Genomic DNA, 24,445 nt, shown 5'->3' on the forward strand with positions numbered 1-24,445 from the left:
CTCAGGCCTTCTCGGTTTCTTTGGCGGTGATGGACGCAGGCGTTTGGGCCGGCGGAGGGTTGGGAATGGTGACGGCGCCTTGCGAGGCCGAAGCCACCGAGGCGCGGTATTTGGCGAAGACGCCGTGGGCCGGGGCCATGGGCGGCAGGACGAAGTCCGCACGCCGCGCGGCCAGATCGGCGGCGACGTCGATGCGGCGATTGGTGACGTCGATGGTGATGCGGTCGCCGTCGCGGATCAGGCCGATCGGCCCGCCGACCGCTGCTTCCGGCGAGACGTGGCCGGCGACGAAGCCGTAGCTGGCGCCCGAGAAGCGGCCGTCGGTCAGCAGGGCGACATCGGAGATGCCCCGGCCCTTCAGGGCGGCGGTGACCTGCAGCATCTCACGCATGCCCGGACCGCCCTTGGGCCCTTCGTAGCGGATGATGATGACGTCACCCTCGCCGACTGATCCGTCCTGGACGGCGTGGAAGGCGTCTTCCTCACTGTCGAACACGGCGGCGGGACCTTCGAAGCGGTCGACCTTGTGGCCGGTCAGCTTGATGATCGCGCCTTCGGGGGCGACGTCGCCGTAGATGACCGCATAGGAGCCGCGCTCCATGATCGGCTGGTCGATGGTGGCGACGACGACCTGACCGGGGGTTTCCTCGGCCTCGGCGGCCTCGGCGAACAGGCTGCGGCCCGAGACGGTGGGGGTGTTGGTGATCTTGCCGGCCTCGGCCAGCCGCTGGGTGACCAGACGGGTGCCACCGGCGGCGTACAGGTGCGAGGCCAGGAACTTGCCGCCCGGCTTCAGGTCGCAGATGACCGGCGCCTCGACGCAGGCCTGATGGCAGTCCTCGACGCCGAAATCGACGCCGGCCTCGATGGCGATGGCGGTCAGGTGCATGACGGCGTTGGTCGATCCGCCCGAGGCCGAGACCGCGACGGCGGCGTTCTTCAGGCTGGCGCGGGTGATGTATTTCCGGGCGCTGTCGCCGGCGAAGACGCGTTCGACGATCAGCTGGCCGCAGCGATGGCCCTCGGCGGCCTTGGCCGGATCGACGGCGGGGACGTCATTGGCGCCCATGGGCGAAATGCCCATGACGGCCAAAGCCATCGCCATGGTGTTGGCGGTGAACTGGCCGCCGCAGGCGCCGGCGCCGGGGCAGACGGCGCTCTCGACCATCTTCAGCTGTTCGTCGTCGATCGTGCCGGCGCCGTGGGCGCCGATGGCCTCAAAGACCTCCTGGACCGAGACCTCTTTCGAGCCGATGACGCCCGGCATGATGGTGCCGCCGTAATAGACCAGGCCGGGGATATCCATCCGCGCCAGGGCCATGGCCGCCGCCGGGATGGTCTTGTCGCAGCCGACGATGCAGACGACGCCGTCCAGCTGATGGCCCTCGACGGCCAGCTCGATCGAGTCGGCGACGACCTCACGCGAGATCAGCGAGGCCTTCATCCCGGGCGTGCCCATGGAGATGCCGTCGGTGACCATCACCGTGTTGAAATCGACCGGCCAGCCACCCGCCGCGATGATCCCGGCGCGGACGTCGTTGGCCAGCCGGTTCAGATGCATGTTGCACGGGGTGATGGTCGACCAGGTGTTGACGATGGCGATCATCGGCTTGTCGAAGTCGGCGTCCTGCATCCCCGCCGCGCGCAGATAGGAGCGCGCCGCCGCGCGGTTCGGACCCTTGGTCACGACCGAGCTTCGACGGTTGCCGGCGCTGTTTTCGGGGGTGGAATCTTGCGTGGTCACGGGAGGCGGTCGTTTCTGCTGATCAGTCGTTTTGGGCGGGCGGCGGGGTCGTTTCGGGTATGAAAAAACCCGCTTCCTGGCGGGAGCGGGTGGCTGCGTGTGATCCTGATTTTGCTTGTGCTCAGGTCAGCTGCATCCATCCCGCTCCGGTAAGGAGAAGGCCGAGGAGTACGCTGAGAATGAGGGTGGTCAGCATCACGGGACCGACGCTTGCGCGCGTCGCGGCGACAGCCTGAGCTCCCCGCGTCTTCTGGTCATGGCGAATGGATTGGCGCACGGCCGATCTCCTGCTTACCCCGGCATAAAGCCAGATTAACCGGGCCGGCGCAACCGCCACCTGGAATAAATTTCCAATTTTCAGCCCCAGAGGACGCCCGGAGGTAAAATCCACCCCCTAATGGCAGCTGAGGGTCGAAAGTCGCGGGCGCTTGTCCGCCGCGCGAGCGAAATCGACCGGCCCGAAGACCAGCGGCGCGGACGTCAGGCCGGGTCGGCAATCGCCGACAACGGTGTCAGCTGTCGATAAAGCTCTGCAGGGTCGCGGCGATGCGGGCCTTGAACCGCTCGCATTGCTCGGGGGTCATGTCGAAGCCGCCGGTGATGTCGCGGCTGACGGTGAGACCCATGATCATGCCGGCGGTCAGCCGGGCCTTGATCTCGGCGTCCTCGCCCCCGACCCAGTCGGTAAAGGGCTGGTAGAATTTGGCCTTGGAGCCGCGCTGGATGATATCGGCGGCCTTGGGCGAAGTGATCGAGCGCAGCATCAGCAGCAGCCAGCGCAGCTTGAATTCCTTCTTGGGGCCATACACCAGATCGTGGGCCACACGTTCACCGAAGGTCGCCCGGTCGCCGGCCGTCAGGTCCGAGCCGTCGCCACAGCCCTCGAGCACGGAGTTGAACAGGTCTTCCTTCGAGCCGAAGTAGCGGGAGATCAGGGCCGGATCGACGCCCACGTCGCGGGCGATGTCGCGCATCCCGACCTGGTCATAGCTTTCCGCAAGAAAGCGCGCGTTGGCGGCGGCCAGAATGGCCTCCCGCGTGGCGGCGGCGTTCCGGGGTCTGCTGCAAAGCTCGAAACTCAAGTTGATGTCCTCAAAGGCCCCATTGGGAGTATGGCTATGTCATCGCCTGTTGACAAGGCTTTCGCAGTCGCACAATAAACATGTCATCAGGTGTTGACCTGCGGGCGCGTCCCCCCATTTGCCCGTTTGTCCGCCTGGACTCAAATTGCTTGCTGGAGGGCCTTGCATGCGCAGGCTGAAGATCGTCGCCGTGTCCGCAATGATTGCGGCCGCGCTTTATGGCTGTTCCAAGAGCGAGGCCGCGGGCCCGCCGCCCCCTGCCCCGGTCACCGTGGCCAACCCCCTGCAGGAACGGATCGTCGACTGGGACGACTTCACCGGCCGCTTCGAGGCGACCCAGCAGGTCGACGTCCGCGCCCGCGTCGGCGGCTATATCCAGTCGGTCCACTTCAAGGACGGCGACTATGTCCAGCGCGGCCAGCTGCTGTTCACGCTTGATCCGCGTCCGGCCCAGGCGGCCCTCGCCGCCGCCCAGGCCCAGGTGGCCCAGGCCAACGCCCAGGTGGCCCTGGCCCGCACCAATCTGACCCGCTCGCAAGGCCTTCTGGCCTCGCAGGCCGTGTCCCAGGCCGAGGTCGACGCCAACACCGGCGCCCTGCGCACCGCAGAGGCCAATGTCGCCGCCGCCCAGGCCAATGTCCGCTCCGCCCAGCTGCAGGTCGAGTTCACCCGGGTCACCGCCCCGGTCTCGGGCCGCGTCTCGAACCGCCGCACCGACCCGGGCAACCTGGTCGCCGGCGGATCGTCGGCAGCCGACGTCCTGACCACCATCGTCTCCTCCTCGCCGATCTGGTTCGTCTTCGACGGCTCGGAAGCGACCCTGCTCAAGTACCAGCGCCAGGTCCGCGCCGGTAAGGGCGCCCCGGTCCGCATCCGCCTGCAGGACGAGGCCGAATTCGGTCACTCGGGCACGCTGGACTTCACCGACAACGCCATTGATCCGTCTTCCGGCACCATCCGTCTGCGGGCCATCGTCCAGAACGGCGACGGCTTCCTGAAGCCCGGCATGTTCGGCCAGATCCGCGTCGCCGGCGCCGGTGCCTATGACGCCCTGCTGGTTCCGGATTCGGCGGTCTCGGCGGGCGCCGACCAGCGCACCGTCGCGGTCGTCGCGGCCGACGGCACGGTTACGCCGCGCCCGGTGGTCCTCGGCCCGCTGATCGACGGTCTGCGCGTGATCCGTTCGGGCATCACCGCCCAGGACCGCGTCATCATCAACGGCGGCTCGCGCGTTCAGCAGCCCGGCCAGAAGGTGAAGGCCAACCCCGGCCGCATCACCCACACGCCGACGGCGAACGCCGCCCCCGTTACCTATGCCCCCCCGGCCGCCACGGCGACCTCAGCCAGCGCCCTGTCGGGCTCCGTGGCGATCGGCGACTGATCCACACATGAACATCTCCCGCTTCTTCATCGACCGGCCGATCTTCGCGGCCGTTCTGTCGGTGGTCATCACCATCGTGGGCCTCGCCGCCTATCCGCTGCTGCCGCTTTCGCAGTATCCGGAGATCGCGCCGCCCACGATCACCGTCAACGCCGCCTTCGCCGGCGCCTCGGCCGAGACCCTGGCAGAGACCGTCGCCGCGCCCATCGAGCAGGAAATCAACGGCGTTGAGGACATGCTCTACGTCACCTCCTCCTCGACCTCCGACGGGGCGGTGGCGATCACCGTCACCTTCAAGCCGGGCACCGACCTCGACAAGGCCCAGGTGCTTGTCCAGAACCGCGTCGCCCTGGCCGAGCCGCGCCTGCCCGATCAGGTGCGCCAGACCGGGGTCGTGGTCGCCAAGGCGTCACAGGGCTTCCTGCTGATCGCCTCGGTCACCTCGCCCGACGGCAGTCTGTCGAACGACTATCTGGGCAACTACGCCAACTCCACCATCCGCGACCGCTTGCTGCGGATCGAGGGCGTAGGCGGGGTGACCGTCTTCGGCGGCGGCAACTATTCGATGCGCGTCTGGATCGACCCGGCCAAGGCCGCGGCCCGAAACCTGTCCGCCCAGGAGGTCATCGCCGCCCTGCAGGCCCAGAACGTCCAGGCCGCGGCCGGTTCGATCGGCGCCCCGCCTTTCGCCACCAACGCCGCCGCCTTCCAGCAACCGATCCAGGTTCAGGGCCGCCTGAACACGCCGGAAGAGTTCGGCCAGGTCGTCCTCAAGACCGACGCCAACGGCGCCGTGACCCGCCTGTCCGACATCGCCCGCGTCGAGCTGGGGGCCCAGGACTATGGTATCCGCGGCTTCTTCGACGGCAAGCGCGGCGTCGGCGTCGCCATCGTCCAGCAGCCCGGCGCCAATGCGCTCGGCACCGCCGAACGCGTCCAGGCCGAGCTCGAAGCCATCCGCAAGGACCTGCCGCAAGGCGCCGAGGTCAAGGTCGCCTACAACCCGACGGAGTTCGTCGCCGCCTCGGTCGAGTCGGTGCAGCACACCCTGGTTGAAGCGATCATCCTGGTCGTCATCGTGGTCATGGTCTTCCTTCAGACCTGGCGCGCGGCGATCATCCCGATCATCGCCATCCCGGTCGCCCTGGTCGCCACCTTCGCGGTCCAGCTGGCGCTCGGCTATTCGCTGAACTCCCTGTCGCTGCTCGCCCTGATCCTTGCCGTCGGCATCGTCGTCGATGACGCCATCGTGGTGGTCGAGAACGTGGAGCGATTGATCGGCGAGGGGCTCAGTCCACGCGACGCCGCCTATCGCTCGATGGAGGAAGTGTCGGGCGCCCTGATCGCCATCGGTCTGGTGCTGGTCTCGGTGTTCATCCCGACCATGTTCGTGCCGGGCATTCCGGGGATCTTCTATCGCCAGTTCGCGGTGACCATCGCCGCGGCCTCGGTGACCTCCCTGTTCGTGTCGCTGACCCTGTCGCCGGCGCTGGCCGCCCTGCTGCTCAAGCCGCACGCGGATGGCCACGGCCATCGCAAGCCGGGCGTCTGGGGCTCCGTCGTCTGGTACGTCGGCCTCGGCGGACGCAAGTTCAACGAAGGCTTCGACTGGCTGTCGAACCAGTACGGCCGGGTCACCGCCAAACTGGTCCGTCTGGTCGCCATCGTCCTGGTGGTCTACGCGGGCCTGCTGGCCCTGACCGCCTGGCGACTGGTCGACACCCCCTCGGGCTTCATTCCCGAGCAGGACCAGGGCTTCCTGATCGGCGTCATCCAGCTGCCGGCCGGTTCGTCGCTGGACCGCACCCAAGCGGTGATGCTGAAGGCCAAGGACATCATCCAGGCCAAGGAAGGCGTCAACGGCACCGTGGCCTTCGCCGGCCTCGACGGCTCCAGCTTCGCCTTCGGCTCCAACGCCGCGACCATCTTCGTCCGTCTGGACCCGTCCGAGGACCGCAAGTCCAAGGAGACCAAGGCGGCCGCCCTCGCCGGGGCCATCACCCAGGCCACCGGCGGTATCGAGGAAGCCAATATCTTCGTCATCGCCCCGCCTTCGGTTCAGGGCCTGGGCACCGGCAACGGCTTCAAGATGATGGTCCAGGACCGTTCCGGCGCGGGCTACCGTGCTCTGGAAGGCGCCACCTTCGCCATGATGGGCGCCGCGGCCCAGAAGCCCGACGAGCTGCAGCAGGTCTTCTCGACCTACAACACAGCCTCGCCGCGCATCGCCGCCGACGTCGACCGTGACCGGGCCCTGATGCTGGGCGTCCAGCCGTCCTCGGTGTTCAGCACCCTGGGCATCTATCTGGGCTCGTCCTACATCAACGACTTCAACATGGCCGGCCGCACCTATCGTGTGACCGCCCAGGCGGAGCCAGCCTATCGCGACGACCTTGCCGACATCGCCAACCTGAAGGTCAAGTCGACCTCGGGCGCCATGGTGCCGATCGGCTCGCTGGCCAATCTGCGCCAGGACTCCGGTCCGTCGCGGATCGTGCGCTTCAACCTGTTCCCGGCGGCCGAGCTGCAGGGTCAGGGCGCGCCGGGCATCTCGTCCGGTCAGGCCATCGGCGACATGGAGCAACTGGCGGCCGCGACGCTTCCGCCCGGCTTCTCCTACGAATGGACCGAACTGGCCTACCAGGAGAAATCTGCTTCGGGCGGCGCCGGTCTGATCTTCGCGATGTCCGTCCTGCTGGTCTTCCTGGTGCTGGCCGCCAACTACGAGGCCTTCACCCTGCCGCTGGCGGTCATCCTGATCGTGCCGATGTGCGTGCTGGCCGCCATGCTCGGGGTCAACGCCCTGGGTCTCGACAACAACATCCTGGTCCAGGTCGGACTGGTGGTGCTGGTGGCGCTGGCGGCGAAGAACGCCATCCTGATCGTGGAGTTCGCCAAACAGGCGGAAGAAGAAGGCCTGAACCGCTGGGACGCCGCCGTCTCCGCCGCCCGGACCCGTCTGCGCCCGATCCTGATGACCTCCTTCGCCTTCATCCTCGGCGTTCTGCCGCTGGTGCTGGCCGAAGGTCCGGGCGCCGAAATGCGCCAGGCCCTGGGCGCGGCGGTCTTCTTCGGGATGCTGGGGGTGACCATCTTCGGCCTGCTGTTCACGCCGGTCTTCTATGTCCTCACCCGTGCCATCGCGGCTCACATCCCGCATGAGCCGTCCAAGACGCCACCGGCCCCGACCACCGGGACCCCGCCGCAAGACCCCAACCAGCCGCTGCCCGCCACGGGTCCGGCCGGAGACCACTGATGACCGCTCGTTCCTACCTTCAACGGTTCCTGACCGTCGCTCCGGCCGCCCTGATTTTGGCTGCCTGCGCGGTTGGGCCGAAGGCGCCCGACGCCGACCTTCCCCCCCAGGCGTCGGGCGCCTTCATTGGCTCTTCCTCGACGGCGGTCACCGCGACCGCCGAGGCCCGCAGCGACTGGTGGCGGCTCTATAACGACCCGACGCTGGACGGCCTGATCACCCAGGCCTTCGCCGAGAACAACCAGCTGGAAGCGGCCGAGGCCAATCTGCGCGCCGTCCGGGCCTCGCTCTCGGAAGCCCGCGCCGGCCGCCTGCCCTCCACCAGCCTGAGCGCCTCCGCGACGCGCAGCCAGGGGTCGGCCGCGACCTCGACGACCGGGACCCAGCCGCCCGAGATCGACACCTATGACGCCGGCATCAGCGCCTCCTACGAGATCGACCTGTTCGGTCGCGTGGGCTCCACGATCCGCGCAGCCCGCGCCGACGCCGACGCCCAGGCGGCGGCCGTCGATGTGGTCCGCGTCAGCGTGGCCGCCGAGACGGCTCGCGCCTATGCCGACGCCTGTTCCGCCAACGCCCAGATCGCTGTCGCCCAGCGGAACCTGGACCTGCAGCAGAACACCGTCGACCTGACCCAGCGCCTGCTGGACGGCGGCGCCGGCACCGGTCTGGACGTCGCCCAGGCCCGGTCGACACTCGCCCAGACCCGGGCGGCCGTGCCCTCGCTTCTGGCCGCGCGCGATGAGGCCCTGTTCCGCCTCTCGACCCTGACGGGCCGCACCCCGGCCGAGGCCTCGGAAGCGGCGAAGACCTGCGCCCGTCCGCCGCAACTCAGCCAGCCGATTCCGGTCGGCGACGGCGCGGCCCTGCTGGCTCGTCGTCCCGACGTGCGTCAGGCTGAGCGCAACCTGGCCGCCGCCGCCGCGCGGGTGAACGTGGCCACGGCCTCGCTCTATCCGACCATCAGCCTGGGCGGATCCTACGGATCGACGGCGCTGGATTCGGGCGATCTCGGCAAGGATGAGAACTATCGGTTCTCCTTCGGCCCGCTGATCAGCTGGTCCTTCCCGAACATCGCCGTGGCCCGCGCCCGGATCGCCCAGACGGGCGCCCTGAGCGATGCGGCTCTTGCGACCTTCGACCAGACCGTGCTGACGGCCCTGCAGGAAACCGAGACGGCCCTGTCCAACTACGCCAACGAGCTGGACCGCCGCACGGCCCTGACCGAGGCCCGGGACCAGGCCGCGCGCGCCGCCACCCTGTCGCGCACCCGCTTCGACGCGGGCGCCGACAGCTTCCTGACCGTGCTGATCGCCGAACGGACCCTGGCCGCTTCCGAGGCGGCCCTCGCCCAGTCGGACGCCCTCGTCACCACCTACCAGATCGCCCTGTTCAAGGCGCTGGCCGGAGGCTGGCAGGCGGAAGGGTAAGTCCCGAGCTCACACTCGGGCAAAGCAAAGGGGCCGGTGAGCGATCACCGGCCCCTTCGTCATTTCAGGCGATGCCCGTTCGCTTAAGGAACGGGGTTGCCGTTGACGTCCACAACCGTGACCTGGCCCAGGTTCAGGGCCTCGATCTTGGAACGCATGGAAGCCACGTCACCGACGATGACCCAGGTCGTGGGACCCGAGCCGACCACGGTCTGGGCGGCCGTGGCGGCCATGGCCGGGGTCGTGCCGTTCACCTCGCGGGCGTAGGCCGTGTAGTAGTCTTCCGGCACGCCGTAGACGACCATACGGGTCAGTTCGCCCATGACGGCGGCGTTGGTTTCCCAGCCGCCGGCCATGCCCTGGATCAGGTTGGCCTTGACCGCCGTCAGCTCGGCCTCGGTGACCGGATGGGCGCCGACGACGCCGGACAGCTCATTGCGAACCTCGGCCGCGCTCTCGGCGGTCTTGTCCGACTGAACGGCGGCGGTGGCGGCGAACATGCGCGGACCGATGGCCGTGCGCACGCCCGACGACGCGCCGTACGACCAGTGCTTGTCCTCCCGCAGGTTCATGTTGATCCGGCTGGTGAAGGCGCCGCCGAGGGCGGTGTTGAAGGCGTCCTGACGCGGCTCGCTGGCGGCGTCGAACGGCGCCGTCAGGCGGCCGGCGGTGATGATCGCCTGCGGACCCGGACGGTTGACCAGCAGCACGCGCGGCTGGGCCGGAACGGCCATGACCGAGGTCTCGGGCTTGGCCGGCAGGGGGGTGGCAGGGGCCTTCCAGCCGGCGAAGGCGCGTTCCAGCTGCGGCTGCAGCTCGGCCAGGGTCGTGTCGCCGACCACGACCAGGGTCGCGTTGTCGGGACGGAACCAGGCCGCGTGATAGGCCTCGGCGTCGGCCGGGGTCAGGGCCTTGACCGTATCCTCGGTGCCCGTGGTCGGACGGCCGTACTGGCTGTTCGGACCATAGACATTGGCGGCCAGGACGCGGTTGGCGATGGCGCCGGGGTTGCGGTTGGCCTGCTGGATGCCGGCGACCTGCTGGGCCTGGGCGCGGGTGAAGTCGGCCGCGCGGAAGGCCGGATGCTGGATCACATCGGCATAGAGGGCCAGCGACGGCTCCATCCGGGTCGACAGGGCGGTCATCGAGACGCTGGAGTAGTCCGCGGCCGAACCGGCGCCGAGGGTGGCGCCCAGCAGCTGGGTGCGGTCCGAGATCTGCAGCGCGTCCAAGGTGTCGGTGCCGTTGGTCATCACCGTCGGGGCCAGCGAGGCGATGCCGGCCTTGTCGGCGGCGTCGGTCGCGGAGCCCGCGTTGACGATCAGGTTCATCGACACGGTCGGCACGCCGTTACGCGGCGCCAGAACCACCTTCAGCCCGTTCGACAGGGTGGCGTGCTGCACCTCGGGGAAGATCGCGGCGGGGACAGCGCCCGTCGCGGGCACGCCACGGGTGCGGTCCACGCCCGTGGCGGCGGCGGCGTAGTCGGGCATCGGCAGGACGTCGAGCGAATAGCTGCCGTCCGTCAGCCACTGACGGCCGGCGGCGGTCAGGTTGGCCGGGGTCGCGGCGAGGACGCGCTCATAGCTGTCCTTCCAGGCGTTCGGGTCGCCGTGGAACACCTGGCTCTCGGCCAGCAGGTCGGACTTGCCGCCGAAGCCGCCGATGCGCTCGGCGCCGCGCACCAGACCCGCGCCCTGAACGGTGCGGGCGCGCTCCAGTTCCTCGGCGGTCGGACCGTCACGCAGCAGTTTGGCCATCTCCTCGTCGACGATGGCCTCGATGCGGTTCAGGTCCTCACCCGGCTTGGCGGTGACGATGACCAGGAACTGGCTGCCGATCTCGCTCTCGTTCTGGCCGGCGTTGACGCCCACCGCGACCTGATCGTCGAAGACCAGACGCTTGTAGAGGCGCGAGTTGCGGCCCGAGGACAGGACCTGACCCAGCAGGCCCAGATAGTCACTGTCGGCCGAACCGGCTTCCGGCGTGTTCCAGACCTTGTACAGACGCGGCTGGCCGACGCGGTCGTACATGGTTTCGGACTGATGGCCGACCATGGGGGCGATCATCCGGTTCGGATGGGTGACGGGCGGTCCGGGCGGGATATCGCCGAAGTATTGCTCGACCTTGGCCTTGGCCTCTTCCGGGGTGATGTCGCCGGCGAGAACGATCGTCGCGTTGGAGGCGCCGTAATAGTCGCGGAACCAGGCCTTGACGGTGTCCAGATCGGCGGCGTTCAGGTCATCCATCGAGCCGATGACGGTGTGGCCATAGGGGTGGTCGGCCGGATAGGTGGCGTTGGTGATCGCATCCCAGACGCGGCCATAGGGCTGGTTCTCGCCCTGGCGCTTCTCGTTCTGGACGACGCCGCGCTGCTCATCCAGACGCGCCTGGTCGATGGCGCCGACGAGGTGGCCCATCCGGTCGCTCTCCAGCCACAGGATCGAGTCCAGGGCCGACGTCGGAACGTTCTGGAAATAGTTGGTGCGGTCGGTGTTGGTGGTGCCGTTCTGGTCGGTCGCGCCCAGCAGCTCGGTGGCCTTGAAGAAGTCGTTGTTGAAGTTCTCCGACCCGTTGAACATCAGGTGTTCGAACAGGTGGGCGAAGCCCGAACGCGCCGCCGGCTCGTTCTTGGAACCGACGTGGTACCAGATGTTGACCGCCACGATCGGGGCCTTGTGGTCCTCGTGGACGATCAGGGTCAGGCCGTTGGCCAAGGTGAATTTCGTGAACGGAATGTCGATCGGCGGCAGGGGCGCCAGGCGTTCGCCGCGTTGCGTGGCCGTGGAAGTCGGAGCCGCGGGCTCAGGCGTCGCCCAGGCGGCGGAGGCGAATGCGACGGAGGCGGCGACGCCTCCCATCAGGGCTAGGCGGCGGGCGGTCGAACGCATGAAATCCTCCGGATGCGAGGGGCCCAGCTGGGCCGTTACAGCTGCGTAGCTCGCACCCGCCGACCGGGAAAGCGACGTTTCCTGAACTTTTGGTCATGTTCGGACGGGTTATCGCGAACCGTTCGCAAACAAGCGCCTCCGAGCAGGGTCGGTTCGTCCTCGACTTTGCACATCGTCGGCAAGATCATGCCGAACACCGTCCGAAAACCCCACTCTCGAGAAAATCATTTGCCGAAAAGCCTGTTTTTGGCTTTATGCGCGTATGCAGAACAAAGGAACATCCGGGCCGCAGGGCTTCGTCGTGCAACCGCGTCGTCTTCCCAAGACGACAGCATCCGTCCGCGTGCAGGATTTTGGCGAGATCATCGTCAAACCGACGACCGAAAATATCGAGGTCCAGGCCGGGCGTTGCACCGACTGCGGCGTACCCTTCTGCCAGAACGCGTGCCCGCTGCAGAATAACATTCCTGACTGGCTCGGCCTGTCAGCCGAGGACGAGATGCGCGAGGCCTGGCGCATCGCTTCCGCCACCTCGACCATGCCCGAGATCTGCGGCCGCATCTGTCCGCAGGACCGCCTGTGCGAGGGTTCCTGCACCCTGAACCAGTCCGGCTGGGAAGCCGTGACCATTGGCTCGGTCGAGGCCTTCATCGGCGACACCGCCTTCGACAACGGCTGGGTCGAACCGATTCGCCCCAGCCATGAGCGCGGCCAGTCTGTCGGCATCGTCGGCGCCGGCCCGGCCGGTCTGGCCGCCGCCGACCGTCTGCGCAGCGCGGGCTACGCCGTCACCGTCTATGACCGTCACGACCGCCCCGGCGGCCTGCTGATCTACGGCATCCCCGGCTTCAAGCTGGAGAAGCGCGTCGTCCAGCGCCGCACCGACCGCCTGATCGAAGGCGGCGTCGAGTTCGTCCAGAACTGCAACGTCGGCGTCGACGTGACCTTCGCCGAACTGCGCGAGCGCCATGACGCCGTGCTTCTGGCCATGGGCGTCTATCAGGCGCGCGCCCTGTCGGTTCCCGGCGGCGGCCCCGGCGACACCGTCCCTGCGCTCGACTTCCTCATCCACCAGAACCGTCGCGATCTGGGCGAGACCGACAACGACACCTGGCACAATGCGAAGGGCCGAAAGGTCGTGGTCATCGGCGGCGGCGACACCGCCATGGACTGCGTCCGCACCGCCATTCGTCAGGGCGCCGAGTCCGTCGTCTGCCTGTACCGCCGCGACCGCGACAACATGCCGGGCTCGGCCCGTGAGGTTCAGAACGCCGAGGAGGAAGGCGTCGTCTTCGAATGGCTGGGCGCGCCAAAGGCCCTGATGTCGCGCGACGGCTCGGTCTCCTCAGTCCGCGCCGCCCGCATGGCCCTGTCGGAACCCGAATTCGGCAAGCGCCGCGAGATCGTCGCCGTCCCCGGCGGCGACTTCGACCTGCAGGCCGATCTGGTCATCGAGGCCCTCGGCTTCGAGCCGGAGGAATTCGCCGCCCACCACAATGAACTGTCGCTGACCGAGTGGAACACCGTGGCCACCGCCCGCTCGGGCTTCGCCACCTCCCTGCCCGGCGTCTACGCCGCCGGCGACGCCGTCCGCGGCGCCTCGCTGGTCGTGTGGGCCGTGCGCGATGGCCAGGACGCCGCCGCCGAAATCGACCGTTATCTGCGTACCCAGACTGAGGAGCAGGCCGCATGACCTGGCTCGACCAATACACCGCCGACCGCCAGCGCCTGATCGACGCCCATGCGTATGAGCCCGCGTCGGAGAAAGACGCCTGCGGCGTGGGCCTCGTCGCCGCCATCGACGGCAAGCCGCGCCGCGAGGTCGTGGAATACGCGATCAAGTCGCTGAAGAACGTCGCCCACCGCGGCGCCGTCGATCCCGACGGCCTGTCCGGCGACGGCGCCGGCCTGATGGTCGAGGCGCCCCAGGCCTTCTTCGCCGAACAGGTCCGCGTGATCGGCCAGACCCTGCGTCCGGGCCCGATCGCCATCGGCCAGATCTTCCTGCCGCGCACCGATCTGGGCGCCCAGGACCGCGCCCGCGCCATCGTCGAGAGCGAAGTGCTGCGCGCCGGCTTCTATATCTATGGCTGGCGCCAGACCCCGATCGACCTGTCGGTCGTCGGCTCCAAGGCCGGCGCGACCCGGCCCGAGATCGAACAGATCATGCTGGCCACCCCCGCCCACCTCGCCGACCCCGAGGCCGGCGAGGATCTGGAGCGCGAGCTGTATCTCTGCCGCCGCCGGATCGAGAACGCGGTCGCTGCCGAAGCCGTGCCCGGCTTCTACGTCTGCTCCCTGTCGGCGCGGTCGCTGATCTACAAGGGGATGGTCCGCGCCGAGCTGCTGGACCAGCTCTATCCCGATCTGCTGGATCCGACCTTCCAGTCGGCCTACGCCATCTTCCACCAGCGCTATTCGACCAACACCTTCCCCGAATGGCGGCTGGCCCAGCCGTTCCGGATGCTGGCCCACAACGGCGAGATCAACACGCTGAAGGGCAACCTGAACTGGATGCGGTCGCACGAGATCCGCATGACGGCCCAGGCTTTCGGCGACCACGACGGCGACGTGAAGCCGGTCGTTCAGGCCGGCGGCTCCGACTCGGCCGCGCTGGACAATGTCTTCGAGGTTCTGGTCCGCGCCGGGCGTCCGGCGCCGATGGCCAAGGCCCTGCTGATCCCCGAGGCCTGGGCCCGCGATGAGGGCCTGATGAAGGCCGACCACCGCGCGCTGTACGCCTACTGCAACGCGGTCATGGAGCCGTGGGACGGCCCGGCCGCCATCTGCGCCACCGACGGCCGCTACATCGTCTGCGGCAAGGACCGGAACGGCCTGCGTCCGCTGCGCGCCATGGTCACCCATGACGGCCTGCTGCTGGCTGGTTCGGAAGCCGGTCTGGCCGGCCTGCCCGAGGCCCGGATCGCGCGCCGCCTGCCCATCGGCCCCGGCCGGATGATCGTCGCCGATCTGAAGACCGGAACCATCCTCGACGAGGCCGAGGCCATCGACGCCCTGGCCGCCGCCCACCCCTATCAGGAGTGGCTGGACAATATGATCGATCTGGAGCCGGTCATCGGCCCCGGACCCGAGCCGCGCGCCGCCACCGGCGAGGCCCTGACCCGTCGCCAGATCGCCGCCGGCTACAGCCGCGAAGATCTCGACATGCTGCTGGATCCGCTGATCCGCGACGGCAAGGAGGCGGTCGGCTCCATGGGTGACGACACCCCGCCGGCGGTGCTGTCGGACCTGCCGCGCCCGCTGGCCCACTACTTCCGCCAGAACTTCTCACAGGTCACCAACCCGCCCATCGACCCCCTGCGTGAAGCCGGGGCCATGAGTCTGAAGACCCGGTTCAAGAACCTCGGCAACATCCTCGCCGAGGAAGAGGCCCAGACGAACGTCTTCGTCCTGAACAGCCCCATCCTGACCACCGGCATGTACGAGCGGATGCTGGGCGTCGTCGGCGCGGGCACCACCGTGACCATCGATTGCTCCTATCCCTTGCCGGCCGAGGGCGATCGCCCGGGCGCCGGGATGCGCGCCGCCATCGACCGCATCCAGTCCGAAGCCGAGGCGGCCGTGAAGTCAGGTTCGGCTCTGGTGGTCCTGACCGACGAACGCGCCTCGGAAGAGCGCATCACCATCCCGATGATCCTGGCGACAGCGGCGGTTCACCTGCGCCTGACCGACAAGGGACTGCGCAGCTTCGTCTCCATCGTCGTCCGCTCGTCGGAAGCGCTGGAGCCGCACGGCGTCGCCGTCCTCGTCGGCGTCGGGGCCACGGCCGTGAACCCCTGGCTGGCCCAGGAGATTTTCCAGGAACGTCTGGACCGCGGCATGTACCCCGGCCTGTCGCTGCGCGACGCCTGTTTGAACTACAAGGCGGGCCTTGAGGCCGGTCTGATGAAGACCCTGGCCCGCAAGGGCATCTCGATCATCTCCGCCTATCGCGGCGGCTGCGAGTTCGAGGTGCTGGGTCTGTCGCGCGCCCTGACCGCCGAGTTCTTCCCCGGCGCCCCGTCGCGCATCTCGGGCATCGGCCTGGCCGGTCTGGAGCAGCAGGCCCTGCGCCGCCACGCCCAGGCCTGGACCGAGGCCGTTCCCTCCCCGGCCATCGGCGGCTTCTTCCGCATCCGCGCGGGTCAGGAAGCCCACGCCCACGACGCGAAGACGATCCACCTGCTGCAGGACGCCTGCAACCGCGGCGACTACAAGCGCTTCAAGCAATACACCGACGCCATCCGCGCCCAGCCCGACAATGCCCCGCGGGACCTGCTGGACTGGCGCGAAGGCCTGTCGCCCGTGCCAGTCTATGAGGTCGAGAGCGTTTCGGAGATTCGCAAGCGCTTCCTGACGCCCGGCATGTCGCTGGGCGCCCTGTCGCCCGAGGCCCACGGCGTCCTGAACGTCGCCATGAACCGTATCGGCGCCCGCTCGGTGTCGGGCGAAGGCGGTGAGGATCCGGAGCGCTACGCGACCCGTGCGGACGGCGACAACATGAACTCGGCGGTCAAGCAGATCGCTTCCGGCCGATTCGGCGTCACTGCCGAATATCTGAACCAGTGCCGCGAGATCGAGATCAAGATCGCCCAGGGCGCCAAGCCCGGCGAGGGCGGCCAGTTGCCCGGCTTCAAGGTCACCGAATTCATCGCCAAGATGCGGCACTCGACCGTCGGCACGACCCTGATCTCGCCGCCGCCGCACCACGACATCTATTCGATCGAGGATCTGGCCCAGCTCATCTACGACCTGAAGTCGATCAATCCGGACGCCCGGGTGACGGTCAAGCTGGTCTCCGCCTCGGGCATCGGCGCCATCGCCTCGGGCGTGGCCAAGGCCAAGGCCGACGCCATCCTGATCGCCGGCCACAACGGCGGCACCGGCGCCTCGCCCCAGTCGTCGATCAAGCACGCAGGTCTGCCGTGGGAGATCGGCCTGGCCGAGACCCATCAGGTGCTCAGCCTCAACAATCTGCGCAGCCACGTCGTGGTCCGCGCCGACGGTGGCATGCGCACCGGCCGCGATATCGTCATCGCCGCCATCCTCGGCGCCGAGGAGTTCAACATCGGCACGGCGTCCCTGATCGCCATGGGCTGTCTGATGGTGCGCCAGTGCCATTCGAACACCTGCCCGGTCGGCGTCTGTTCGCAGGATCCGCGCCTGCGCGAGAAGTTCACGGGCACGGCGGACAAGGTCGTCAACCTGTTCAGCTTCATCGCCGAGGAAGTCCGCGAATACCTGGCCATGCTGGGCGCCCGGACCCTAGACGAGATCGTCGGCCGCACCGACCTGCTGCGTCAGGTGCGTCGCGGCGGCGCCCATCTGGACGACCTCGACCTCAACCCCCTGCTGGTCCGGGTCGAGGCGCCCGAGAAGAAGCTGTGGGCCGAGAAGGGCCGCGCGGCGGTTCCGGAAACCCTGGACGCCCGTGTCCTCAACGACGCCTGGGCCTTCCTCGATCGAGGCCAGACCTCCGAGCTCAGCTATCCGATCTCCAACGTCATGCGCACCATCGGCGCGGGCGTGTCCTCGGCGATCGTCAGGCGTTGGGGCCCGACCGGCCCGACCGGCGTCCTGACCCTGAAGCTGCAGGGTTCGGCCGGCCAGTCCTTCGGCGCCTTCTGCGCCAAGGGTCTGAAGCTCGAGCTGACCGGCGAGGCCAACGACTATGTCGGCAAGGGCCTGTCCGGCGCCGACATCGTGGTCAAGCCGGTCGAATACCGCGAGCACCAACCGGCCATCGGCAACACCACCCTGTACGGCGCGACCTCGGGCCGGCTGTTCGTCGCCGGGTCGGCGGGCGAGCGGTTCGCGGTGCGCAACTCGGGCGCGGAAGCCGTGGTCGAGGGCCTGGGCGCCCACGGCTGCGAATATATGACCGGCGGCCGCGTCGTGGTCCTCGGCCCGGTGGGCTGGAACCTGGCGGCCGGCATGTCCGGCGGCGAGCTGTTCGTGCTGCAGGATCGGGCCCAGATCGACCTCGCCCTGAACGGCGATCTGGCCTCGGTCGCAGCCGTGACCCCGGCCGCCGCCGACCGTCTGGAGGCCCTGATCCGCGCTCACGTGAAGGCCACGGGTTCGCCCCTGGCCAAGCGTCTGATCGCCAACTGGGGCGAGAGCGTCACACGCTTCGTGCGGATCGTTCCGACGCCCGTCGCCAAGGCGGAGGCCGAGCTTGACCATGCGGAGGCGGTGCCCGCATGATCCGTATTCCTCCCTGTTTTCTCTAGTCGATAGGCCTCCCCGCCGATGACCCTGATCCGCCGCCTCGCCTCAATTCCATTGATGGGGGCGGCGCTTCTCGCTCTCTCGGCCGCTCCGGCTTCAGCGGCGGCGCCCGCCCTGCTCGGGCATCAGGTCGTTCTCGACCTGAACTCGGGCGCCAGCGCCTGGCTGCTGACCTCCACGGCGCTCGTCCTGATGATGACCCTGCCGGGTCTGGCCCTCTTCTACGGCGGCATGGTCCGCAAGAAGAACATCATCTCCGTCATCGCCCAGTCGACGGCGGCCTTCGCCGTGGTCTCGGTGCTGTGGTTCATCGCCGGCTACAGCCTCGCCTTCGGCAAGGGGCCGGACGCGGTCAACGGCTATATCGGCGGGCTGCAGGCGGCCTTCCTGAACGGCGTCACCTCGACCACCGCCCACAGCCTCCTGCCCGGAATCCCAGAGTTGCTGTTCGTCAGCTTCCAGATGACCTTCGCCATCATCACCCCGGCCCTGATCGCGGGCGCCTTCGCCGAGCGGATGAAGTTTTCGGCCAGCTTGCTGTTCTTCGGCCTCTGGCACCTGATCGTCTATGCGCCGATCTGCCATCAGGTCTGGGGCGGCGGCTATCTGGGCTCGCTCGGCGTGCTCGACTTCGCCGGCGGCGCGGTCGTCCACGTCAACGCCGGTGTCGCCGGTCTGGTCTGCTGTCTGGTGCTGGGGCCCCGTCACGGCTTCGGTCGCGACAACATGGCTCCGGCCAACCTCGCCTATACCGCCATCGGCACCGGCCTGCTGCTGGTCGGCTGGCTGGGCTTCAACGCGGGGTCGGCGGGCGCCGCAGACGCGCTGGCGGGCACGGCCTGTTTCAACACCATCCTCGCCGCCGCCGCCGCCTCACTCGGCTGGCTGGCCATCGAATGGATCGAGAAGAAGAAGCCGACCCTGCTGGGTCTGCTCTCCGGCATCGTCGCGGGTCTGGTCGCCATCACCCCGGCGGCGGGTTTCGTCGATCCCAAGGGCGCCTTCTTCATCGGCGTCATCGCGGGCCCGGCCTGCTATGCGGGCGCCGTCTGGCTCAAGCATGCGCTCAAGTATGACGACAGCCTCGACGCTTGGGGTATCCACGGCATCGGCGGCATCGTCGGCGCCCTGCTGACCGGCGTCTTCGCCTCGGCGGCTGTCAACCCGCTGTCCGAAGGTGCCTCAATCGTGAAGCAGGCTATCGGTCTGGGCGGGGCCATCGCCTGGAGTGCGGTGGGCACCTTCGTCGTCCTGATGATCTGCAAATTCACGGTCGGCCTGCGCGTCACGAAGGAAGGCGAGGTCGAGGGTCTCGACTACTCCGAACACGGCGAAAGCATTCACAGCTGACGGTCGTCGCCCATTGACTGAACCCCTTCCATCCGGCCCCATGCGCGCCGTCTGGAAGGGGCCTTCACATGAACACTCGCGTCGCCATCGGCATCGCCGCACTGCTGCTCACAACCACCGCGAGCGCGGCCTTCGCCCAAGCCGCTGCAAGGCCCACTCCGGCGCCCGTCGCGACCCCGGCGCCCAACCCGGCCCTCGCGACCCTGCTCACCGACTATGAGGCCTTCCTCAAGGCCAATGACCCGATCTCGGCCGGGTTCGAGGGGGATCAGGCGGCCAAGTCGAAACTGCCCGACGCCACCCGCGCCGCCGAGGTCGCCACCCAGGCGCCGCTCGAAGCCTTCCTCGCCCGCGCCCAGGCTATCCAGACCGAGGGCCTCGCCTCCGACGATCGGCTGAACCGCGACTTCCTGATCTGGGTGCTCAAGCGCGCCATCGAGGCGATCCGCTACGATAGCGGCCGTCTGGCCTTCACCTCCGAGGGCGGGGTTGGCCAGAACATGGCCTATGTCGCCTCCACCACACGGATCACCAATCGCGCCGACGCCGACGCCTGGATCGCCCGTCTGGAGGCTTTGCCCAAACTCTATGACGACAGTCTGGAGAATGCCCGGCGCGGCCTCGCCACCGGCTTCACCCAGCCGAAGTCGGTGACCGAGAGCTATCTCGTCTCCCTGAGGAACGAGGTCGCCTTCACGCCCGAGACCGACCCGCTTTTGAAGCCCTTCACCGCCCTGCCCGCCTCGATCCCGGCGGCCGACCAGACGGCGCTGAAGGCGCGGGCGGCGGCCATCGTGGCGGACCAGATCAACCCGCGCCGCCGCCAGTGGCTGGCCTTCGTCCAGGACGACTACCTGCCCGCCGCCTCGGCCGAGGTCGGCATCGGATCACGACCGGGCGGCAAGGACTATTACGCCTTCCAGGCCCGGTCCTACACGACCACCGACCTGACGCCGGAGCAGATCCACCAGATCGGTCTCGACGAGGTGACCCGCATTCGCGCCCGCATGGATATGGAGATGCGCGCCGCCGGCTGGACCGGGGACTTCGCCGGCTTTCTCCAGCACCTGCGCACGGACCCTCAGTTCTATGCGACCTCGCGCGAGGACATGATCGAGAAGGCGTCGGAGATGGCCAAGCGGGCCGACGGCGGCCTGCCGGCCCTGTTCCGCACCCTGCCGCGCCTGACCTACAACGTCCGGCCGGTGCCGCTGGACATCGAGGACACCTATACGACCGGCCGCTACAACGGCGGCTCGCTCGCCGAGGGCGTGCCCGGCGGCTATATCGTCAACACCGGCAAGCTGGACCAGCGGCCGCTCTATGAGCTGCCGGCCCTGACCCTGCACGAGGCCGTGCCCGGCCACCACATCCAGATCTCGCTACAGCAGGAGGCGGCCCAAGGCCCTTACTTCCGCCGCAACGTCGACGTCACCGCCTTCACCGAGGGCTGGGGTCTGTATTCTGAATTCCTCGGCGAGGAGATGGGTTTCTATCGCACGCCGGAAGAGCGGTTCGGGAGGCTGTCCTACGAGATGTGGCGCGCCTGCCGTCTGGTGGCCGACACCGGCATGCACTGGATGGGCTGGACGATCGAACAGGCGCGGCAGTGTTTCACCGACAACTCCGCCCTGTCGCCGCACAACATCGAGACCGAACTGCAGCGCTACATCGGCTGGCCGGGTCAGGCCCTGGCCTACAAGATCGGCGAGATCCGCCTGCGCGCCATCCGCACCCGCGCCGAGACCGAGCTGGGGCAGAAATTCAATGTCCGCGACTTCCACGACGCCCTGCTCGTCGACGGCCCCCTGCCGCTCGACCTGCTGGACCAGCGCATGGACGAATGGATCGCGGCCCAGAAGGCGAAGTAACGCCGGGTCCCCGCCTTCGCGGGGATGAGCGGGACTAGCTGGACTTCTTCGGCAGGTCGATCGCCGCCAGCTTCCAGCCGAAGACGTTGCGGCGGTCCATCAGCAGGTCGACATATTCGTCCGGCTGGTCCTCGCGGGTCAGCCGGATCGCGAAGGTGTTGAGGCCGCGATAGCTGTAGCTCTGATGGACCTTGCTGGACGGCTCGTCCGGCACATGGGCCCGGTTGCGGGCCACGCTCTTCGCGCTGGGCACCTCGCCGGAACGGACCATGGCGGCGACGGCCTGGGGGGTGACGAAGGCATCGACCGCGCCGCTGATCAGGGTCGGGGCCAGGATCATGCCCAGACCGCCCAGACCGCCCGCCCGGTCACCGAGGTCGGAACGCATCTGCTCCACCAGCTTCGCGTTCAGCTCTTCCTTCATACTGGTGCGGAAGGCCGGGAAGTCGACCAACTGCTCCAGCTTCGCCTCATCGCCCGCCTTGGCCGCCGAGATCAGGCCGCGCACGGCCAGCAACGGCGAGGCTAACCAGGCCGCGAAGAAGAGGAAAAGGACGCCGCCGAGGACGGCGAGTTGGGTCTTGCGGGTCATTGGGTCTCCTCGGACCGCAACGCGGCGCAGGCTGGACGGTTTCGAGGGGTAATCAAGGCGCGACGGAACCTTCCGGCGGCAGGCCGATATGCACCAGTTTCCACTCGAACGGCCCTCGCCGCTCGAAGGTGAAGATCGTCGGGGCGTGGGCGTCGTCGGCGATGCTCAGACGCGCGCGGTTGACGCTCCAGTAGACCGGCCGGGGCCAGCCTTGAGCGGTCTGGCCGGCGGGGTTATCGGCCACCGTGAGAGCGTCGCGACCGGCGCCGGAGGTCAGGGCGATCAACGGCTGCGGCGCCAACCAGGCGTCGACCGGCGGGGCGCTCGGAACGACCTGGGGCACAGCCTGTTCGAACTGACGGCGGATGGCGCCCAGCGGGTCCTGCAGGATTGACGGCGGCGGCGTCAGCGGCTCGGTGCGCCCCGTCACCTGGGGCCTCAGCGACGCGCGCACGGCGTCGTAATCGATCAGTTTGGAGAGGCCCTGCACATCCCCGGCCTGGGCGGCCGCGCGGATGCCGAAGAAGGCCACGGCCGGGGCGACGAAGAAGGCCACGACCGCGGCGATCACGCCCACGACGATCAGGTTCAGAATCAGCCGCTTGAACGACGGGTCACGTCGCGACGCGGCCTTGCGGGCCTGGGAGCGCGCCCAGACCGGCTGATAGTCGGCGTCCTTGGACGTTTCGTCGCTCACGGCCTGTCCCTCACACGTCCCCCGACGGCTTCGGCGTTAACGCTATGCGCTCAAGACAACGCCCGCAACGGTCAAGCCGTTGCGGGCGCATCATTCTTGTTGGGCGCTAACACTCGCCGCGCGGCGGCTCGCTACCTGAGCGCCCGAAAGCGCGGCTTGTCAGCCGACGTTGGGCAGTTCGGCGCGCAGGTTTTCGGCGACCTTGTCGAGGAAGCCCTCGGTGGTCAGCCAGCCCTGTTGGTCGCCGACCAACAGCGCCAGGTCCTTGGTCATGAAGCCGGCTTCGACGGTGTCGACGACAACCTTTTCCAGGGTCGAGGCGAACTGTTCCAGCTCGGCATTGCCGTCCAGCTTGGCGCGGTGCTTGAAGCCCTGGGTCCAGGCGAAGATCGAGGCGATCGAGTTGGTCGAGGTGGCCTCGCCCTTCTGGTGCTGGCGGTAGTGACGGGTCACGGTGCCGTGGGCGGCTTCCGTTTCCAGGACCTTGCCGTCCGGCGTCATCAGGACCGAGGTCATCAGGCCCAGCGAGCCGAAGCCCTGCGCCACGACGTCCGACTGCACGTCGCCGTCGTAGTTTTTGCACGCCCAGACGAAGCCGCCCGACCACTTGATCGCAGCCGCGACCATGTCGTCGATCAGACGGTGTTCGTAGGTCAGGCCGGCAGCCTTGAACTTGTCGGCGTATTCGGCGTCGAACACTTCCTGGAAGATGTCCTTGAAGCGGCCGTCATAGGCTTTCAGGATCGTGTTCTTGGTCGACAGATAGACCGGATAGTTGCGCTTCAGGCCATAGCCGAACGAGGCGTGGGCGAAGTCGCGGATCGAGGCGTCGAGGTTGTACATGCCCATGGCGACGCCGGCGCCCGGCGCCTGATAGACCTCGTGTTCGATCACGGCGCCGTCTTCACCGACGAACTTGATCGACAGGGTGCCCTTGCCGGGGAACAGGAAGTCGGTGGCCTTGTACTGGTCGCCGAAGGCGTGACGGCCGACGACGATCGGCTGGGTCCAGCCCGGAACCAGACGCGGCACGTTCGAGCAGATGATCGGCTCGCGGAAGACCACGCCGCCTAGGATGTTGCGGATGGTGCCGTTCGGCGACTTCCACATCTTCTTCAGGCCGAATTCCTTCACCCGGGCCTCATCGGGGGTGATGGTGGCGCACTTCACGCCGACGCCGTGCTTCTGGATGGCGTGGGCGGCGTCGATCGTCACCTGGTCGTCGGTGGCGTCGCGGTGCTCCATGCCCAGGTCGTAGTAGTCCAGCTCCAGATCCAGGAACGGGAAGACCAGCTTGTCCTTGATCCACTGCCAGATGATGCGGGTCATTTCGTCGCCGTCGATATCGACGATGGGGTTTGCGACCTTGATCTTGGCCATGCGGAGCGCCTCTGACGTTTGGGAAGGAGAATGGGTTGGCGGCGGTATAGCCACCTGAAGCCCCACACGCAAAGGGGGGCCTGCCACCGGTTAACCCTGCCCTCAAAAAGTCGCTCACGGTGAAGCTGAACCGGCGCCGTTCGCACGGCTTACCTCTGCCGGAAGGGCGTCATGACTCATCGAGGGGCAGAGTGAGCCAGGAAGCCGAAAGACTGATCGACCAATGGATACTGACATTCCTGGAGGCGCCGCCGCTGGTGGACGTGGAACTGATGCGACTGGTGCTCGCTGAACATCAGGCCCGAGCCGAGGAGGATCCGCCGTGACCGAAAAGAGCTTCAAGGCCGGCGACACGGTCAAATGGGATCACAGCCAGGGGACGACGATCGGCAAGGTCGTCCGCAAGCTGACCAAGCCCATGAAGATCAAGGACCACAAGGTCGCGGCCTCGCCGGAGAACCCCGAGTATCTGGTCGAGAGCGGCAAGACCGGCGCCCGGGCGGCCCACAAACCCTCCGAACTGCGCAAGGGTTGAGCGGC

Annotated in this window: 15 protein-coding genes; 9 read left to right on the plus strand and 6 right to left on the minus strand. The window is 68.1% G+C overall.

The window, feature by feature from the left end; translation table 11 throughout:
* Position 1: 1 nt before the first annotated feature.
* Together ilvD and AC07U0_RS01895 are read right to left on the minus strand one after the other, a co-directional pair.
* Positions 2-1,744 (minus strand): dihydroxy-acid dehydratase, encoded by a 1,743-nt coding sequence (gene ilvD, locus AC07U0_RS01890; RefSeq protein ID WP_494718337.1) that lies wholly within the window; start codon positions 1,742-1,744, stop codon positions 2-4.
* A 512-nt stretch (positions 1,745-2,256) separates the two neighbouring features.
* Positions 2,257-2,826 (minus strand): TetR/AcrR family transcriptional regulator, encoded by a 570-nt coding sequence (locus AC07U0_RS01895; RefSeq protein WP_494718338.1) that lies wholly within the window; start codon positions 2,824-2,826, stop codon positions 2,257-2,259.
* Between the two features lie 166 nt (positions 2,827-2,992).
* Between AC07U0_RS01895 and AC07U0_RS01900 the strand changes: the two genes are divergently transcribed.
* From AC07U0_RS01900 to AC07U0_RS01910, 3 genes are read left to right on the plus strand one after another with little or no spacing between them, the layout of a single operon-like run.
* Positions 2,993-4,207: an efflux RND transporter periplasmic adaptor subunit gene (locus AC07U0_RS01900; protein WP_494718339.1), complete on the plus strand. Its 1,215-nt coding sequence runs from the start codon at positions 2,993-2,995 to the stop codon at positions 4,205-4,207.
* A 7-nt stretch (positions 4,208-4,214) separates the two neighbouring features.
* Complete coding sequence (locus tag AC07U0_RS01905; RefSeq protein ID WP_494718340.1) at positions 4,215-7,463, plus strand: efflux RND transporter permease subunit; 3,249 nt, start codon at positions 4,215-4,217, stop codon at positions 7,461-7,463.
* A complete protein-coding gene (locus tag AC07U0_RS01910; protein ID WP_494718341.1) occupies positions 7,463-8,893 on the plus strand; it encodes an efflux transporter outer membrane subunit in 1,431 nt (476 codons plus the stop codon). Before AC07U0_RS01905 ends, AC07U0_RS01910 begins: the two co-directional genes overlap by 1 nt.
* 83 nt (positions 8,894-8,976) lie before the next feature.
* Here the strand turns inward: AC07U0_RS01910 and AC07U0_RS01915 are convergent, their stop codons facing one another.
* Positions 8,977-11,784: a M16 family metallopeptidase gene (locus AC07U0_RS01915; protein ID WP_494718342.1), complete on the minus strand. Its 2,808-nt coding sequence runs from the start codon at positions 11,782-11,784 to the stop codon at positions 8,977-8,979.
* A 262-nt stretch (positions 11,785-12,046) separates the two neighbouring features.
* Here AC07U0_RS01915 and AC07U0_RS01920 point away from each other — a divergent pair, with 262 nt between their 5' ends.
* The 4 genes from AC07U0_RS01920 (at position 12,047) to AC07U0_RS01935 (ending at position 21,236) form a co-directional block, all read left to right on the plus strand.
* Complete coding sequence (locus AC07U0_RS01920; RefSeq protein ID WP_494718343.1) at positions 12,047-13,477, plus strand: NAD(P)-dependent oxidoreductase; 1,431 nt, start codon at positions 12,047-12,049, stop codon at positions 13,475-13,477.
* Complete coding sequence (gene gltB / locus AC07U0_RS01925; protein WP_494718344.1) at positions 13,474-17,991, plus strand: glutamate synthase large subunit; 4,518 nt, start codon at positions 13,474-13,476, stop codon at positions 17,989-17,991. Before AC07U0_RS01920 ends, gltB begins: the two co-directional genes overlap by 4 nt.
* 81 nt (positions 17,992-18,072) lie before the next feature.
* On the plus strand, positions 18,073-19,365 hold the full coding sequence (locus AC07U0_RS01930; protein WP_494719175.1) for an ammonium transporter: 1,293 nt from the start codon (positions 18,073-18,075) through the stop codon (positions 19,363-19,365).
* Between the two features lie 68 nt (positions 19,366-19,433).
* Positions 19,434-21,236 carry a DUF885 domain-containing protein gene (locus AC07U0_RS01935; protein WP_494718345.1) on the plus strand — a complete coding sequence of 601 codons (1,803 nt, stop codon included), beginning with the start codon at positions 19,434-19,436 and terminating at the stop codon, positions 21,234-21,236.
* Positions 21,237-21,270: 34 nt separating this feature from the next.
* Here AC07U0_RS01935 and AC07U0_RS01940 read toward each other — a convergent pair whose 3' ends face one another.
* The 3 genes from AC07U0_RS01940 to AC07U0_RS01950 form a co-directional block, all read right to left on the minus strand.
* Positions 21,271-21,828 carry a DUF2939 domain-containing protein gene (locus tag AC07U0_RS01940; RefSeq protein ID WP_494718346.1) on the minus strand — a complete coding sequence of 186 codons (558 nt, stop codon included), beginning with the start codon at positions 21,826-21,828 and terminating at the stop codon, positions 21,271-21,273.
* 52 nt (positions 21,829-21,880) lie between these two features.
* Positions 21,881-22,525, minus strand: a complete 645-nt coding sequence (locus AC07U0_RS01945) for a DUF2939 domain-containing protein (protein WP_494718347.1) — start codon at positions 22,523-22,525, stop codon at positions 21,881-21,883.
* 159 nt (positions 22,526-22,684) lie between these two features.
* Entirely contained in the window at positions 22,685-23,905 is a 1,221-nt protein-coding gene (locus AC07U0_RS01950; RefSeq protein WP_492946999.1) for an NADP-dependent isocitrate dehydrogenase, read from the minus strand.
* Positions 23,906-24,096: 191 nt separating this feature from the next.
* Between AC07U0_RS01950 and AC07U0_RS01955 the strand changes: the two genes are divergently transcribed.
* Positions 24,097-24,231: a hypothetical protein gene (locus tag AC07U0_RS01955; protein ID WP_494718348.1), complete on the plus strand. Its 135-nt coding sequence runs from the start codon at positions 24,097-24,099 to the stop codon at positions 24,229-24,231.
* On the plus strand, positions 24,228-24,440 hold the full coding sequence (locus AC07U0_RS01960; RefSeq protein WP_494718349.1) for a hypervirulence associated TUDOR domain-containing protein: 213 nt from the start codon (positions 24,228-24,230) through the stop codon (positions 24,438-24,440). Before AC07U0_RS01955 ends, AC07U0_RS01960 begins: the two co-directional genes overlap by 4 nt.
* Positions 24,441-24,445: the final 5 nt, after the last annotated feature.

This window comes from Brevundimonas sp. GW821-FHT02A10, assembly GCF_059422025.1.